Here is a 15,081-nt window from a genome sequence, read left to right as displayed (position 1 = left end):
CGCATGGCTCGTTCACAATCAGGGTAGTGTCGCGACCCCTGCTCGTGGCATGCTCCGCCCGTGCTCGTACGCAGAGCGAAAATCGTCTGTACCATTGGCCCTTCGTGTGACTCTCAAACGACGCTGGAGCAGCTCATCCGCGCCGGTATGGATGTCGCTCGACTCAACTTCTCTCACGGCTCGCATGAGGATCATGGCAAAGCAATCGCCACGGTCCGTGCGGCTGCGGAGGCATGCGGGAAGCCTGTGGCTATCCTGCAAGACCTCTGCGGCCCGAAGATCCGAGCCGGTCGCTTCCCCGGCAACACCTTCGAGGTGACTGACGGGGCTACCGTTTGGCTGACCGAGGCGAACAGGGACAGCCCTGTCGCGACGCCCGGCGAGATCCCGATCCTCTACGAGGGGCTCGCGTCCGATCTGCAGCCGGGCGACGTCGTCCTGATCGACGACGGCCGCGTCGTCGTCACCGTGACCAAGGTCGAAGGGGACCGCGTCCAGGCCGGCGTGACGCAGGGCGGACGTCTGCGCGATCGCGTAGGCGTCCACCTGCCCGCCAGGCGTGTGCGCATCTCCGCGCTGACCGAGAAGGACAAGGCCGACCTCAGCTTTGGCCTTGCGCAGGGGGTCGACTACGTCGCCCTCTCGTTCGTCCGCAACGCGGACGAGGTCCGGCACGTCCGCGACATCTGCGAGGCCTGGGGTCGCCCGACGCCCATCGTCTCCAAGATCGAGACGCCAGGCGCCATCGACAACCTCGAGGCGATCATCCTCGCCTCGGACGGGGTGATGGTCGCGCGCGGCGATCTCGGCGTGGAGTTCAACCCGGAGCGGGTGCCGATCATCCAGCGCGAGATCCTCGGCCTCGCCCGCGTGCACCAGAAGCCGGTCATCGTCGCGACCGAGATGCTCCAGTCGATGGTGACCGCGACGCGCCCGACGCGCGCCGAGGCGAGCGACGTGGCCACGGCCGTCTTCGACGGCACCGACGCGGTCATGCTCTCTCAGGAGACCGCGACCGGCGCGCACCCGCCGCTCGTCGTGCGGATGATGGCCCGCATCGTGACGGAGGCCGAGCAGAGCTCGTTCTACCGTTACCTCTCGAGCGAGCAGCCCGGGCAGCGCGCCAACGTCCCCGAGGCGACCGCGCGCGCCGCCTGCGACATCGCGAAGGACATCGGCGCGAAGCTGATCGTCGCGTTCACCGAGAGCGGCCTCACCGCGCGGTACGCGTCGAAGGCGCGCCCCGTCGTGCCGATCGTCGCCTTCTCGCCGAACGATACGACGCGCCGGCGCCTCGCGCTGCTCTGGGGCGTGGTGCCGTTCCCCGTCGACGCGCTCCGGAACTCGGACGAGATGATCGAGCGCGCCACCGGGTACCTGCTTGCGAACGGCCTCGTCTCGCCGGGCGACAAGCTCGTCACCATCTTCGGCGCTCCTGTCGGTGTCTCGGGGTCGACCAACACGATTCGGGTGAAGGTCGTTGAATGAGCCTGCCCGCCCGCGATAGGGGCTCGTCGGGCGAGCAGGAACCTCTCTCCAGGAACGCGGGCACGGAAGTCCTCCCGAAGCTCGAGAAATACGAGCTGATCGAGGAGCTAGGCCACGGCGGGATGGCCACGGTCTACCGCGCCCGCGACCCGCGGCTCCGCCGCGATGTCGCCGTCAAGATCATCCACAAACACCTCCGGGAGAACACGGAGGTCGGAACCCGCTTCGTCGCCGAGGCGCGCGCGGCGGCGAAGCTGCGCCACCCCGGCATCGTCGAGGTGTACGACGTCTCCAGCGAGCAGGACCGCGAGCGCTACCTCGTCGTCGAGCTGCTCCGCGGCGCCACGCTGCGCAAGATCCTGGGCGCCCACCGCGAGATGCCGGCCGAGATCGGCGCCGCGGTGGTGCTCGAGCTGTGCGACGCGCTGGAGCACGCGCACGCGTCGGGGATCATCCACCGCGACGTGAAGCCGGAGAACGTGCTCGTCGAGCTGCCGTCCGACCGCGCCGGCGAGAGCCGGGACGGCGCGAGCGTGGTGATCAAGCTCACCGACTTCGGTATCGCCAAGATCCTCGACGCCCAGGGCGTCACCTCGACGGGGCAGGTGCTCGGCTCTCCGGCGCACATGGCGCCGGAGCAGATCGAGGGCGGCGAGGTCGACGCGCGCACCGACGTGTTCGCGCTCGGGGTGCTCTTCTACGAGTGCCTCGTCGGGCACCTGCCGTTCGAGGGCAAGAACCCGGCGCAGGTGCTCCGCAAGGTGCTCGAGGGGCTCTACCCGGAGGCCGAGCGCGAGCGACCCACCGTGGGCGCGCGCTGGAGCCGCATCGTCGCGGGCGCCCTCGCGCACGACATCGTCGCCCGCTCGGCGAGCCCTCGCGCGCTCGCGGATCAGATCCGGGCCGAGCTCACGGCGCTCGGCATCGCGGAGCCGCGCGCCGAGCTCGCCGCCTACTTCGCCGACCCGGCAGGCTACGCCGAGCGGCACGCCGCGCGGCTCGTCCCGCGCCTCGTGGCGCGCGCGGAGGCCGGCCGCAAGCGCGGCGACGTGCCCGGCGCGGCCGCCGACTACAACCGGGCGCTGGCCCTCGCGCCGAACGACCTCACCATCCTCAAGCGGCTCTCGAAGCTGAACGCGAGCCGCAACCGGAAGAAGCTCGCGCTGCGCGCGCTGCTCGTCGCGCTCGGGTCGGTGGCGCTCGGCCTCGCCGCGTTCACGATCGCCCGCGCGCTCCGCGACCCGCCGGTGGACGCGGAAGCGCTCGCGGCGGTCGAGCCGACGCCGGCGCCGCCGACGCCGCCCATCGACGCCCTCATCCCGTCGCCGAACGTGCGCGCGGTCGCGCCGAGCGCCACGGAGCTCGCGAGCGCGCCGCGGCCCCGCGCGCGGCACCCGCTGCCGCAGAGCCCGCCCTCCACCGCGCCGACGGAAGACGTCCCGGTGGTGCGCGATGTCGTCTTCCAGATCGTCCCGAGCGGCGCCAAGCTGGTGCTCGATGGCGTCGAGTTCAGCTGGTTCGGCGCGAACAAGGTCACGCCCCTGAAGATCGGCACACACACCGTTCACATCAGCGTGCCCAGCTCGCGGTGCTGCAAGCCGTACTCGGGCGTCATCTCGGTCGTGGCGCCGAAGCCCGGCGTCTCCGCGCCGCAGCGGATCATCCACAAGCTGGAGATCCTGCCCAGCATGGTCGTCCTGAGCGGCGCGCCGCCGAGCGCGCAGGTCGCGTGCCCGCAGATCGGCCTGATCGGCTACGCGGGCACCCCGCAGGCCGTGACCTTGAACGACGTGTCCTGGAGCGGGAGCTGCCTCTTCACGCCTGCGACGCCGGATGCCGCGGCGCGCGTCGGCAACGTGACGCTGGTGGCCGGCGAGCCGAACACCGTTTCCTGGCCGTCCGGCTGACGGCATCGCCGTCATTGGGGCGTCCGCTCCGGAATTCTCAGCATCCCCGCCCAAACTCCGCTACATCACGGCGCACCCCTTCCGCATGGCTGCGCGAACTCCAGGCAGGAGATCTCCCGGCGCTCGCTCCCCATCGGTCGGGGGCCGCCGCGCCCTGCGCGCGCCGCGGCGCCTCGCGGCGGCGGCCGCCGCCGCCCTCGCGCTCTGCTTCGCGGCGCCGGCGCGCGCCGACGACGTGCAGCAGTTCGAGCTCGCCAAGACGCGCTTCGACGCCGGGCACTACGAGGAGGCCGTGAGCCGCTTCGCGGCGATGCTCGATCCCGCGAACGCGCCCTGCGAGCGCGGGCCGATCGAGGCGGAGGGCAAGCCGTGCAGGATCTCCGAGCCCGGCCTGATCGAGCGGGCGCGCGGCCTCGCCGCCGCGGCGCTCGTGGCGCTTCGGCGCACGGGCGAGGCCGACGCGTACATCGAGCAGATCCTCCTCGACAACCCGGTGTACTCGCCGAACCCGGCGGTGTTCCAGCCCGAGGTGATCGATCGGTTCACCGCGGTCCGGGCGCGCATCCGGGCGCGCATCGAGGAGGTGACGCGGCAGAGGGCCGAGGCGCAGCGCGCGGCGCGGCTGCGGATCGAGCGGAGCCGCGAGGACGAGCGCCGCTGGGTCGCCGAGCTCCATCGCCTCGCGGGGCGCGAGCGGGTCGTGGCGCAGAACTCCCGCTGGACAGCGATGCTGCCCTTCGGCGTGGGGCAGTTCCAGAACGGCGACGACGGGCTCGGCTGGTTCTTCCTGGTCAGCCAGGCCGTGGCCGGCGGGACCTCGATCGTCTCGGCGATAGCGCTGGCCAGCTACGAGAACGTCGACGTCTCGCCGAGGTCCTCGGGGCAGGGCGGCGGCCCGGTGCAGAGCGTCGACATCGACGCGCTGAACAGCCGTATCGGGACCGCGGCCGCCGTCAACCGCGTGGCCTTCGGGGCGTTCGCGACGCTCGCCGCGGCCGGGATCGCCCACGCGCAGATCACGTTCGTCCCCGAGCGGGTCTCCTTCCGGACGCGCCCCGTGCCGCCGCCGCCGCCGAGCTTCACCGCCGCGCCGACGATCTCCGTGCTCCCCGGCGGCATGTTCGCGGGGCTCACCGGCCGGTTCTGACCGGGGGAGCCGCGCGGCTCACGCCTTCCGCGCGGCGGCGATCCAGAACCCGCCGAGCTGCGCGAGCGGCGTGTCGCACAGCGCCCACTCCGCCCCGCGCAGGAGGCGCCCGAGGCCGGGCACGCGCATCGCGGCCGCGAACGGCGTCACGATGCGCACCCCGCGCGAGGCGACGACGCGCACGCCGTCCGGCATCAGGGCGGCGGCGGCGCTCGGCGCGTCGAAGCGCGTGAACACGGCGCTCTCCCGGGTCGCGTCGCTGATGGCGCCCGCCGGGCCGAGCCGCTTCACGAGCCCGCGCAGGCTGTAGGGGTTGTAGAACTCGGCGATCACGTGCCCGCCGGGCCGCACCACCCGCGCCATCTCCGACAGCGCGCGGCGGACGTCCTCCACGTGGGCGAGCACCTTGAACGAGCACGCGACGTCGAAGCTCTCGTCGGCGAACGGCAGGTCGGTCGCGCTCCCCTCCACGACGTCGAGCCCGCGCTCCCGGGCGCGCTCGAGCATGCCGGGCGAGAGATCGACCCCGCGCGCGGCGCGCGCGAACGCGCCGATCCGCGCGAGCAGGAGCCCGGTCCCACACCCCACCTCGAGCACGTCGCGGCCCTCGCCGAAGCGGCGCACGAAGTCGACCTCGAGCGCGTCGACGAGGTCGTGGTAGCCCCCGGGATCGCGCCCTCCGCGCCGGGCTTCGTAGCGCGCCGAGAACTCGTCGTAGTACGCCCGCGTCGCGCGCAGGCGCTCGTCCGTGCCGACCTCTGCCGTCTGGGCTCCCATGGGCCCGCTATAGTACTCCGCGCCGCGGGCTGCCCGTGCTCCTTGCGCTCCGTGCGCTCCTTGCGCTCCTTGCGATTCGCCGCGCCGGGCCGCATCTCTCCTGCGAGGTGACCCATGAAACCCGGCGACCATCCCGATTTCTTCCGCTTCGCGCCGCCCCCAGGGACCTCCCGCGAGAGCTCGATCCGGCTCGATCGCGAGGGCCGTTTCTGGCACGACGGCGCCCGGGTCGACCATCCGGCGATCGAGCGCGGGCTCCGGTCCTGGATCGGGCGGCACCCGGACGACGGCCGGCCGATCCTCACGAACGGCTACGACTGGTGTTACTTCCAGGCCGACGACGCGCCGCTCTTCGTCGACGCGCTCCGGATCGGCGAGGGCGGCGCGGTCTCGCTGCTCCTGTTCGACGGCACGGAGGAGCCGCTCGATCCGGCGACGCTCTCCCTCGGCGAGGACGGCGTCGTGTACGCGCGCGCCCGGAGCGGCGCGCTCGAGGCGCGCTTCTCACGCCATGCGCAGACGCAGCTCGCCCCGCTGCTCGTCGAGGCCGAGCCGCCCACGCTGCGCGTCGGCGGTCGCGAGGTCACGCTGCCCCCGCGGGCCGCGCGCTAGCCCCGCGCGCCGGAGATCCAGAGAGGGATCGCTGTCCCGCGGGGCCGAGGCGGCCGCGCTCGGCTCAGTATCGATACTGCCAGAGCAGGTCGAGCATGCCCGAGGTCGTCTGGCGCTCGTCGACGCCCACCGTGCCGCGGAGCGTCCAGTGCTCGTTGAAGCGCCAGTCGATGGTGACCTCGGTCCGCGTTCCGCGCTCGCTCGCCGTCCCGCCGGGGGTCGGCCCGCTCGATCCCGCCGAGGCGCTCTGCTGCGCGCCTTCCTGGAAGGTCGCCTGCGCCGTCAGGTTGTCGCTCAGCCGGTAGACCACGCTCGTCCGCAGCGTGCCCTCCGACGTCGTCCCGAACCGCGTCGTCAGCCCGCGCAGCGGCGCGATGCCGCTCAGCAGCGCGTTGAACTGCGCCGCCGCGATCTCGCTGCCGACCGACGCCACGACGCCGCCGGCCGCGAGGCCCGCGGGGGTCTCGGCGCCCGCGGCCTGCGCGCCCTCCGAGAAATCGGCGCCGAACAGGAGCCGCGCGAGGATGTCCTGCTGCGAGCTCGGCGGGCTCGAGGTGAAGCGCAGCGACCTGTCGGTGATGGGCCGGAGGTTGCCGTTGAAGTCGACGTGGATGCGCGTGCCGTCGGGGGCGTCCCAGTGCGCCGTGACGTTCAGGTGCGGGTTCGACGCCTCCTCCTCGCGCAGGCGCACGCGCCCGCCCTCGATCTCGAACGCCTTGCCGTAGATCTCGAGCTCGCCCCGCGTGACCTCGATGCCGCCCGACACCCGCGTGTCCTCGCCGATCACGACGCGCGGCGGCGCGTCCTCGGCGCCCCTCAGGCGCAGCCGTAGCCCCGCGCCGCTCACGAACGCGTCGCGCACGTCGAACGTCACGGTGTAGCGGAGCGCGTCCGCCGCGCGCCGCTGCTTCTCCGGCCCGAGCGGGTGCGAGACGGAGATGTCGGGGTTGTCGTCGAGCGGCTGGACGTCGCGGCTGCTCGTGGCCGGCAGCGAGACGCGGAGCGTGGGGACCTCCGGGACCGTCACATGCAGCGCGAGCTCGCCCGGCTTCTTCTCCGCGATGAACGACAGCGCCCCGGAGGCGGTCCCGAGCGGCACCCCCTCGAGCGTGAGCGGGAGGGCCTGGTCCTCGGCGATGGTCAGCGCCCCGGCGCCGTCGCGCAGCGTGAGCCCGGCGAGCCGGAACAGGGCCCAGCCCTGCGCCATCCCGGTCGTGCCCGCCGCGCGGAAGCCCTCGATCCGGAGGACGCCGCCCTCGGCCGTGATGCGGGCGGCCACGTCGCGCAGCTCCTGCCCGAGCTCCGGGATGTGCACGACGCCGTCCGTGACCTGCAGCTGGGCGCGGAGGTTCCCGTCGGCGTCGGACGGGCCGCCGAGCTCGATGCGGAGGTTGCCGTCCAGCGTCCCGTCGACCTTGCTCAGCAGCCCGCCGACCAGCGGCTGGAGCGCCGCGAGCCGGAAGCGCTCCGCGGAGAGGGCGAGGTCCGTGCGCTCGCCGTCGAGGACCGGGATGAACCCGTCGCGGAAGCGCACGCTGGCGAAGGCGTTCGCGCGGATCTTGCCGCCGCGCCGGCCCTCGAGGGCGAGCTCGGTGACGCGGAGGTTCCCGCGCCCGGCCTCGCGCATCGGGTCGATGCGCAGCGCGAGCACGCCGCGCTCGAAGGCGAGGTCGTTCCCGAGCGTGACGCCCGGCACCGTGAGGCGCGCCTTGAGCGACGGTGCGATGTTGAGGCCGCGCATCTCGATCTCGCCGCTCACGCGCCCGGCGATGCCGCTGTCGGCGAGCAGGGGGATCTCGCCGAGCGGGACCTCGCGCAGCGTCGCGCGGAAGGAGCCGGTCCACGCCGGGGGCGGAGGCGCGCCTTTGCGCGCGCGCGCCGGGACGTCCCCGAGCAGGCGCTCGAGCGGCGCGATCACCTCGGCGCTCACGGTCGCGATCTCGGCCGCGCCGCGCGTGACGTGCGCGTCCAGCGTGGCCCTCTCGCTGTCGTACGTGAGCCACGCGTCGAGGTCGGTGGGGAACAGGAGATCCGTCGCGCCCGAGGCGCCCGGCGGCGCATAGGTGAAGCCCCACCAGAGGGTGCGCGCCGTCAGGAACGGACGCTCGATCGTGCCGCTGGCGTACGCGTCGATCCGCGCCTCGCCGGCGAGCGGCGGGAGCGCCTCGCGCACGAACGAGGGCAGCGTGGCGAGCTGGTCCATCGCGCGCCGCGGGATGGAGGCGTGCGCGGCGATGGGCGAGCGCAGGAGCGACGACCACCGGTCAGCGAGTGGCCCCGTGAGCGCCTCGAGATCGAGCTCGATCGTGCCGGAGACGTCGGCGAGCAACCCGCCGTCGTACAGGGTCAGCGCGGCGTCCGCCCTGCCGGTCGCGCCGCTGAACGAGCCCTTGAGCTGCGCGTCGACGAAGCGCGACTCCCAGGCCGGGCGCTCGGCGTCCAGCCGATGCGGCCCGGCGATCGCGAGGCCGTGCGTCCGCACGAGCACGTCGTGCAGCGAAGGCAACGGCTCGCCGGCCGCGCGCGACACCCGGAAGCTGGTCGTGAGCTTGCCGCGCACCTCGCTCACGATGTGCCCGATCGGCATGAGCTGCGCGAGGCAGCCGAGGTCCCAGTCCTCCGCGGCGACCTCGGCCTTCCCGACCAGGGTGGTCCAGGTCTCCGCGCGCAGGAGGGGCCCGTCCAGCGTGCCCTCGGCGCCCGACACGCGCACGCTCGCGAGGGTGCCCGCGCACCGCGGCAGGGCGCCGTTCCACGCGCCGTTCGGCGGCTGCCCGCCGTTCCCGTTCGGTTGCGGCGATTTCGCGTCGATGCGCACGGACCCGTCGGCCTTGACCTGGTCGCGCTCGAAGGTCGCCGTGAGCTCCGCCGAGATGCCGGACAGGAACGCGATCTCGCCCCCCGTGAGGCCGAGCCGCACGTGGCCCGAGCGCCCGCTCTCGGGGTCCCGATCGAGCGCGACGTCGACCTCCGCGCGCCCGCGCACGCGGAGCGGTATCCCGAGCATCCGGGCCACGCGGCCGACGTCGATGCCGTCGCCCCGGAGGCGCCCGGTCACGTCATCGCCCCGCACCGCGAGCCGGCCCTTCAGCGAGCCGAGCTCGGCCGAGGAGAGATCGAGCCCCTCGACGGCGAGCCCGCCGGGCGAGGGGCTGATCGCCGTGATCTTCCCCGCGACCGCGGCGCCGTCGCGCTTCAGCTGGAGCTCGACGTCGCGGAGGGCGAGGGGAGTGGAGCTCAGCCGCGCGGAGGCGCTCAGGGAGTCGTCGCCGTCGGTGATCGTCGCGCGGAGCTTCGGCGAGGCGAGCGGGCCGGAGATCTGCGCGGTGACCTCGTCGAGCGTGTGGCCGCCGGCGAGCGCCTCCTTCCCGGAGAGCGAGGCGTCGATCGAGAGCGCGTCGATCGGCCCGGAGACCCGCCCCGCGACGCGCGCGCTGGCGAGCGCGACGTCCGGGCCGGCCCGGAGCCCGGCGAACGCGCCCTCGACGCGCGCGTCGAGCGCTCCCGCGCGGAGGCTCCCCTCGACGCGCACGCGGCCCGCGCCGTCGACCGGCCCGGCGAGGCGTGGCGCCGCGGCGATCGCCGGGATGTCGGCCGTCGCCGCGAAGCGGAGGCCCTGGCTGCCCGGCAGGAGCGAGACGGCGGCGTCGATCGGAGCGCCCGGCTCGTGGAGGTGCACGCGCGCGTCGAGCTCGCCGCGGTCGAGGACGAGGTGGACGTCCGCCGCCGGCACGCGCTGCCCGAGCAGCGTGGTGGGCTCGGTCCGCGCCTCGACGGAGAGCCGGAGCAGGTCCCCGAGCTCGACGCGCACCCGGCCGTCCGCGGTGAGCAAGGGCGCCGCGTCCGCCGGCCCGGAGCCGCGCTCCGGCGCGGGCTTCGCCGCGGCAGCGCGGGCGGGCGCGACGCGGGGCAGGGCGGGCGCGGCGTGGGTCAGGGCGCGTACGGCGCGTGGCAGGGTGGGCGCGGCCGGGACAGGCGCCGCGCCCGTCTGCGTCGGCGCCGCGCCGGCCGGGACGGGCGCCGCGCCCGTGCCCGTCTGCGTCGGCGCCGCGCCGCTCGCCGCATCGGGCGAGAGGCGCACGCCGAAGAGCCGCAGATCCACGTCGCGCGCCTGCACCTCCGCGTCGAGCCGCACGGGCCCCGCCACGTCGAGCCGCCCTGTGAGGGCGAGGCCGCCGCCCGCCGGGCCCGCAGCGTCTGCCGAGGCCGACGCCACCACGTCGAGCTGAGGGAGCTGGCCGTTCACGGCCACGCGCGCGGAGATCGGCTCGGTGAGGGGGTGATCCGGGAGGAGGCTCCGCAGCTGCTCCGGCGTGGCGCGCGGGACGCTCGCCTGCGCCTCGAGGTGCTCCTCGTCGAGCACGGCCCGCGCGGTGACCTCGACGTCGGCGAGCCGACCGGCGAAGCTGCTCCACATCCGGACCTTGTCCCCGGCGCGGAGGTGGTAGTTCGCCGTGCCCGCGGTCCTGGCCGGAAGGAACGCGCGATCCACGAGGCCCGTCTGATCGACGTCGACGGCGACCCCCTCCGGGCCGACGTGCACCGACCCGAAGAGCCGGCTGACGTCGGCGTCCAGCGCGCGCGGCGGAGCGGCCTGCCCGTGGACCCACCCGCGCCCGATCTCGACGTGCGAGAGGGCGACGACGACGTCGCGCGGAGGCCCCCCGGGCGCGGACGAGGGCGGGCTTCGCGGCGGTAGCGGCGTGAACGTGTCGCCGAGGGTGACGCCCCCCGCGCCGTTGTCCTGGACCAGCACGTCGGCCTGCTCGACCCGGATGTACGGGACCTCGATGCGGAGCGGGCCCGCGCCGAAGAGGGCGCCGCGGAGCATCGGGAGCACGTCGGCGCGCGCCTCGAGGCCGCTCGCGCGGATCACCTTGTTCCCCCGTGGATCGAGCGCGACCGCGGATCGGATCCGCACGCCGCTCAGGCTGAGCGCGTCGATCTCGTCGGCGACGATCCGCCCCTGGAACAGCGAGCCGAGGAGCCGGTTCGTGGCGTCGCGGGCCACGCGGCGCGCGGCGGGCGTGTCGAGGTGGAGCGCGACGCCGACGGCCGCGGCGCCCGCGAACGTCAGCGTGAGCCCGAGCGCCGCCGCGACGGCGGAGGCGGCGCGGCGCACGCGTCCCGGCGCGCGCGGCGGCGAGGAGCGCCGCGCCTCGGGTGCGGGGTCGGGCGTCACGGCGGGTAGCTTAGTACGCACGGGGCGTGGCGACCGTGCTGACGCGCGGCGCGACGGCGGGCGGCGGAGGAATACCGCGCCGCCGGGTCGAGCCCCGCGGGGGCGTGTCCGAGCCAGATCCACGCGCGCCGCAGGGAAGCCCTCGCCGGAGCGCCGCGACCTGCGACACGCCGCCACGGTGTGCGCCCGAGGCGCGCCGGAGCGGAGCGGTCAGCCGGCGAGCCGCTCGAGCTCCACGAAGAGCGAGCCGAGCTCCGGCTTCGACCGGAGCGGCGCGCAGAAGCGGCTGGCCAGGTGGAGCAGCTCGGCGTCGAGCTGATCGACCCTGCGCCCGATCTCGGCGATGCGCTCCTGGGACTCCCGGCGCCGCGCCTCGAGCTGCCTGTCGAGCTCTTCGAGGCGCTCGCGCAGCTTCTTGATCTGCGCGTCCACCTCGGCCACCTCGTGCTCGCGGGCGATCGCCTCGCTCTCCGCCTCGTAGTCCGCCTTGCGCGACGCGTACCAGCCCTCGACGAGCTCGGCCAGCCTGCGGTAGCTGGCGGCGAGCTCGAGGTAGGGCTCGGCGAACCCGCACCGGCCCTCCCAGCGCACGGCCTCCTTGTGCGCGATCAGCACCTCGGGGACGAACGCCTGCGTCGCCGCGTTGAGCGGCGCCACCCTGGCGCGGAAGGATCGGGCCTCGTCGCGCGTGAGCGAGGCGTCGACCGTGAGCGCATCCATCGCCCGTCCGATCTGCATCCGGCCGTCCCGCCACTCCTCGGCGACGCCCTCGAGGCGCCGCTGCTCGTCGAGGGCCCTCGAGCGGAGGTCGGCGTGCTCCCGCACGACGCCGCGCAGCGCGTCGAGCTGCCGCTGGATGTCCGCCGGCGCCGACGGACCGAACGCGCGGGCCGTCATCCGCTCGAACAGCTCGAGCCGGCTGACCCAGGGATCGCGCCCGGCGCCCCTCGAGCGCACGGCCGAGTCGCGCGGCATCGCCTCCGGCGGCGGGGGGAGCGCGATCCGGCCCGCGGCCGCGATCTCCTCGAGCTCCGCGAGCACGCGGTACGCGTCGACGGGGCGCTCGGAGGGATCCTTCGCCATCAGGGCGCTGACGAGGCGGTCGAGCGCGTCCGGCATCTCCGGGGCCAGCTCCTTGAGGTGCGGCGGCTGCTCGTTCATGTGCTTCAGGATCCAGCTCGCCGGATCCGGCGCGTCGAACGGCAGCCGCTGCGTGATCATCTCGAACATGATGACCCCGAGCGAGTAGAGGTCCGCCGGGGGGCCCGCGTCGATCGTCGTGCTGCGCTCGGGCGCCATGTACTGAGGTGTGCCGAAGATCTCGCCGAGGTTGGTGAGCCGCGCGTCCTGCGCGCAGCGGGCGATGCCGAAGTCGAGGAGCTTCACCCAGTCGCCCTTCAGCAGGAACACGTTCTCCGGCTTGAGATCGCGGTGAACGACGTCGAAGTCGTGCGCTCGGCCGAGGGCGCGCGCCATCTGCACCCAGATGGGCAGCGCCCGCGCGAGCGGCACCCGGCTGCGCTCCACCACGTCGGCGAGGCTCGTCCCCTGGAGCAGCTCCATCACGAGGAAGGGCAGCCCGTCGTCGGTGTCGCCCTGATCGAAGATCTCGATGATGTTCGGGTGCGCGAGCCGCTGCGCGTGCCGCGCCTCGCGCCGGAAGCGCTCCCGCGTCGTCGTGTCCTGCGCGAACTCGCGGTTCAGGATCTTGATGGCGCACGGGGTGCCGATCAGCTTGTTGTACGCCCTGTAGACCGTGGCCATCCCGCCGATCCCGAGGCCCTGCTCGATGACGTAGCGGCCCGCGATCGACGTCCCGATGCGGGGATCCTTCTCGGAGACGAGCGACGAGCCGTCGATGAAGCAGAAGGCGCTGTCGGCCGGGTAACGCTGATGGCACTGCGGGCAGGTCTTCATAGCGGGCACGTCGGCTGCAAGGCTACACTCTACGGGGGGCCGCTCTCGAGGGTCAACGCTCGGCGCGCGCCTCGGCGCTTTGTCGAGTCGCGGTGTGCTGCGCTGCCTTGCCCTGCGTGATTCCGCGTAGCCCGGTGTCTCCTCGCGTGGCCCAGTGTCCTCTTACGTGGCTCACGCGTCTCCTCGCATCCTGCGGCCTCCCCTCGCGCCTCCTCGCGTCTTCTAGTGTCTCCTCGCGTCTCCTCACGTGATTCCAGCGCGGTTTCCGCGTGATTGCCGGTGGTGCGGCGCGCGCCGCACGGGGGGCGCTCCGCGATATGTTCTCGTGACGTCATGGACGAGGCTCCCTTGCGCGCAGTGGTGATCGGGTCTGGCGTCGGCGGTGCTGCCGCGGCGCTCCTCCTTGCGCACGCCGGCATCCCGACCCTGCTCGTCGAGAAGGAGCGCCGCCTGGGCGGCTCCTCTGCCGCTTACGAGAGGGACGGGTTCCGTGTCGACACAGCCACGCACATGCTTGGCTGTGGCGAGCAGGGCCCGCTCGGCGACGTGCTCCGCCGCGTGGGCCAGGGCGACGCGATCACCTTCCGGCAGGACGACGAGCCGGCGGCGCTCTGCTTCGCGGGCGTCCGCGCCGGGGCAGCGCGCGCCCGCCGCGTGGTCCTGCAAGCGGATCTCCTCCGGCTCCCCGGGGCCGCCCTGGATCTCGCGCGCGGCCTCGACCTCACGCCGCTGGAGGCCGCGGGCGCCGCGCGTCTCTTCGCGCACGCGGGGGCGATGCGCGACGTCGATCTGGCGGCGTGCGACGACGTGACGGCCGAGGCGTACGTGGCCCGCTTCATCCCGCGCGCCGCGGCCGCCGCTCGGCTCGGCGGGCTGCTTGGCCTGCCGCTGCTGCTGCCAGGAACCGAGGCATCGGCGGGCGAGGCGCTGTTCTCCTTGCGCCGGCTCGCCCGCGCCGGCCGGCAGCGTTATCCCGAGGGCGGCGGGTCGCGGATCCCCGAGGTCTTCTGCCGCCTGGCCCGGGAGCTCGGCGCCGCCGTGTGGACGGGAACGACCGTGCGCCGCGTGCTGGTGCGCGATCGTCGGGTGCGCGGCGTCGAGCTCGAGGACGGAACGGCGCTCCCCGCGCGGATCGTGGTGAGCGCGGCCGGGCTCCTGCGCACGGTCTCGGGCCTCGTCGGCGAGCCGCACTTCCCCGACGCCTACGTGGCGCGCGTCCGTGCGATCACGCCGCGGCCGAGGCTGGTCGAGGTCAAGATCGGGCTGCGCAGGCGCCTCGTCGCCGCAGGCGCGCTCGCCGGTCTCGCCGGCGGCGCCGGCGCGCCGGCGCTCCCGTTCTACTGCCTCGCGCCGACGCGCTTCGACCCGTCGCTCGCGCCGCCCGGGCATGAGCTCCTCTGCGCGTGCGCCGTACCTGGTGGGAGCGGCGGCGCCTCGCGCGGTGGACCCGGCGCGACGGTCGACGAGCTCTTGCGCGCGCTGTCGGCGGCGGTGCCCGGCCTGCTCTCCCAGGCGATCTTCATCGACGGCTCGCCCGCGGACGGAGGTCGAGAGGCGTGCGCCCCTGGCGGCGAGATCGCGGCGGGGACAGCGCAGACGCCGGGCCAGGTCGGCCGCGCGCGGCCGGCGGTGTACACGCCCGTGCGGGGGCTGTACCTCGCAGGGCGCGCCGCCGGAGGGCGCGGCGCGGGGATGGATCTCGCCGCCTCGAGCGCGATGGAGTGCGTCGACCGCATCCTCGTCGATCTCGGCCGCGACCTCGGCGCGCCCGCTCCGCCCGCGTTGCTCGACATCGCCGGCGATCTGCTCGAGCGCGCCGCGGGCTCCACCGTATCGTGGCTCACCCGCCCCCGCTAGAGCGACGGTCACCCACTTCGGATACGGGCCCATCTCGACGTTTTCGGTGCTCAGCGCACTGGAGTGCGCTTGCGCGCCGAAAACGCCGATCTGGGCCCGTCTCCTGTGCGGGTGACCGCCGCTCTGCTCGGCATGCCGCTCTGCTCGGCATGCCGCTCTGCTCGGCATGCCGCTCTGCTCGGCATGCCGCTCTG

Annotated in this window: 8 protein-coding genes; 5 read left to right on the top strand and 3 right to left on the bottom strand. The window is 74.3% G+C overall.

Features of this window, described 5'->3' with window-relative positions; all coding sequences use genetic code 11:
- Window positions 1-60 precede the first annotated feature (60 nt).
- The 3 genes from pyk (at window position 61) to WMF14_RS25495 (ending at window position 4,542) form a co-directional block, all read left to right on the top strand.
- The gene (gene pyk, locus WMF14_RS25505) at window positions 61-1,488 is read left to right on the top strand and encodes a pyruvate kinase (RefSeq protein ID WP_437322594.1); all 1,428 of its coding nucleotides are present in this window, start codon (window positions 61-63) and stop codon (window positions 1,486-1,488) included.
- Window positions 1,485-3,395, top strand: coding sequence for a serine/threonine-protein kinase (locus WMF14_RS25500; RefSeq protein WP_437790220.1), 1,911 nt, complete (start codon window positions 1,485-1,487; stop codon window positions 3,393-3,395). Before pyk ends, WMF14_RS25500 begins: the two co-directional genes overlap by 4 nt.
- 85 nt (window positions 3,396-3,480) lie before the next feature.
- Window positions 3,481-4,542, top strand: coding sequence for a hypothetical protein (locus tag WMF14_RS25495; protein WP_437322592.1), 1,062 nt, complete (start codon window positions 3,481-3,483; stop codon window positions 4,540-4,542).
- Between the two features lie 18 nt (window positions 4,543-4,560).
- On the opposite strand, the gene WMF14_RS25490 is transcribed toward WMF14_RS25495, so the two are convergent.
- Window positions 4,561-5,319: a class I SAM-dependent methyltransferase gene (locus WMF14_RS25490; protein WP_437790216.1), complete on the bottom strand. Its 759-nt coding sequence runs from the start codon at window positions 5,317-5,319 to the stop codon at window positions 4,561-4,563.
- 114 nt (window positions 5,320-5,433) lie between these two features.
- Between WMF14_RS25490 and WMF14_RS25485 the strand changes: the two genes are divergently transcribed.
- Window positions 5,434-5,931: a hypothetical protein gene (locus WMF14_RS25485; protein ID WP_272093455.1), complete on the top strand. Its 498-nt coding sequence runs from the start codon at window positions 5,434-5,436 to the stop codon at window positions 5,929-5,931.
- Between the two features lie 64 nt (window positions 5,932-5,995).
- Here the strand turns inward: WMF14_RS25485 and WMF14_RS25480 are convergent, their stop codons facing one another.
- Both WMF14_RS25480 and WMF14_RS25475 read right to left on the bottom strand, forming a co-directional pair.
- Window positions 5,996-11,113 carry a translocation/assembly module TamB domain-containing protein gene (locus WMF14_RS25480; RefSeq protein ID WP_437790213.1) on the bottom strand — a complete coding sequence of 1,706 codons (5,118 nt, stop codon included), beginning with the start codon at window positions 11,111-11,113 and terminating at the stop codon, window positions 5,996-5,998.
- Between the two features lie 210 nt (window positions 11,114-11,323).
- On the bottom strand, window positions 11,324-13,030 hold the full coding sequence (locus WMF14_RS25475) for a protein kinase domain-containing protein (RefSeq protein ID WP_437790210.1): 1,707 nt from the start codon (window positions 13,028-13,030) through the stop codon (window positions 11,324-11,326).
- Between the two features lie 357 nt (window positions 13,031-13,387).
- On the opposite strand from WMF14_RS25475, the gene WMF14_RS25470 reads away from it, so the two are divergent.
- Window positions 13,388-14,887 carry a phytoene desaturase family protein gene (locus tag WMF14_RS25470; protein ID WP_437804298.1) on the top strand — a complete coding sequence of 500 codons (1,500 nt, stop codon included), beginning with the start codon at window positions 13,388-13,390 and terminating at the stop codon, window positions 14,885-14,887.
- Window positions 14,888-15,081: the final 194 nt, after the last annotated feature.

Origin of the sequence: Sorangium sp. So ce693 (assembly GCF_051521375.1) — a bacterium.
GTDB classification, from domain to species: domain Bacteria; phylum Myxococcota_A; class Polyangia; order Polyangiales; family Polyangiaceae; genus Sorangium; species Sorangium atrum.
The sequence above is the reverse complement of the archived record's forward strand: the minus strand, read 5'-3'. Positions and strand labels throughout refer to the sequence as shown.

What these genes read in the sequence shown, in the direction of transcription:
- WMF14_RS25500 (WP_437790220.1), top strand. Translation starts at nt 1,485, where the DNA reads ATGAGCCTGCCCGCCCGCGATAGGGGCTCGTCGGGCGAGCAGGAACCT.
- WMF14_RS25495 (WP_437322592.1), top strand. Translation starts at nt 3,481, where the DNA reads ATGGCTGCGCGAACTCCAGGCAGGAGATCTCCCGGCGCTCGCTCCCCA.
- WMF14_RS25490 (WP_437790216.1), bottom strand. Translation starts at nt 5,319, where the DNA reads ATGGGAGCCCAGACGGCAGAGGTCGGCACGGACGAGCGCCTGCGCGCG.
- WMF14_RS25485 (WP_272093455.1), top strand. Translation starts at nt 5,434, where the DNA reads ATGAAACCCGGCGACCATCCCGATTTCTTCCGCTTCGCGCCGCCCCCA.
- WMF14_RS25475 (WP_437790210.1), bottom strand. Translation starts at nt 13,030, where the DNA reads ATGAAGACCTGCCCGCAGTGCCATCAGCGTTACCCGGCCGACAGCGCC.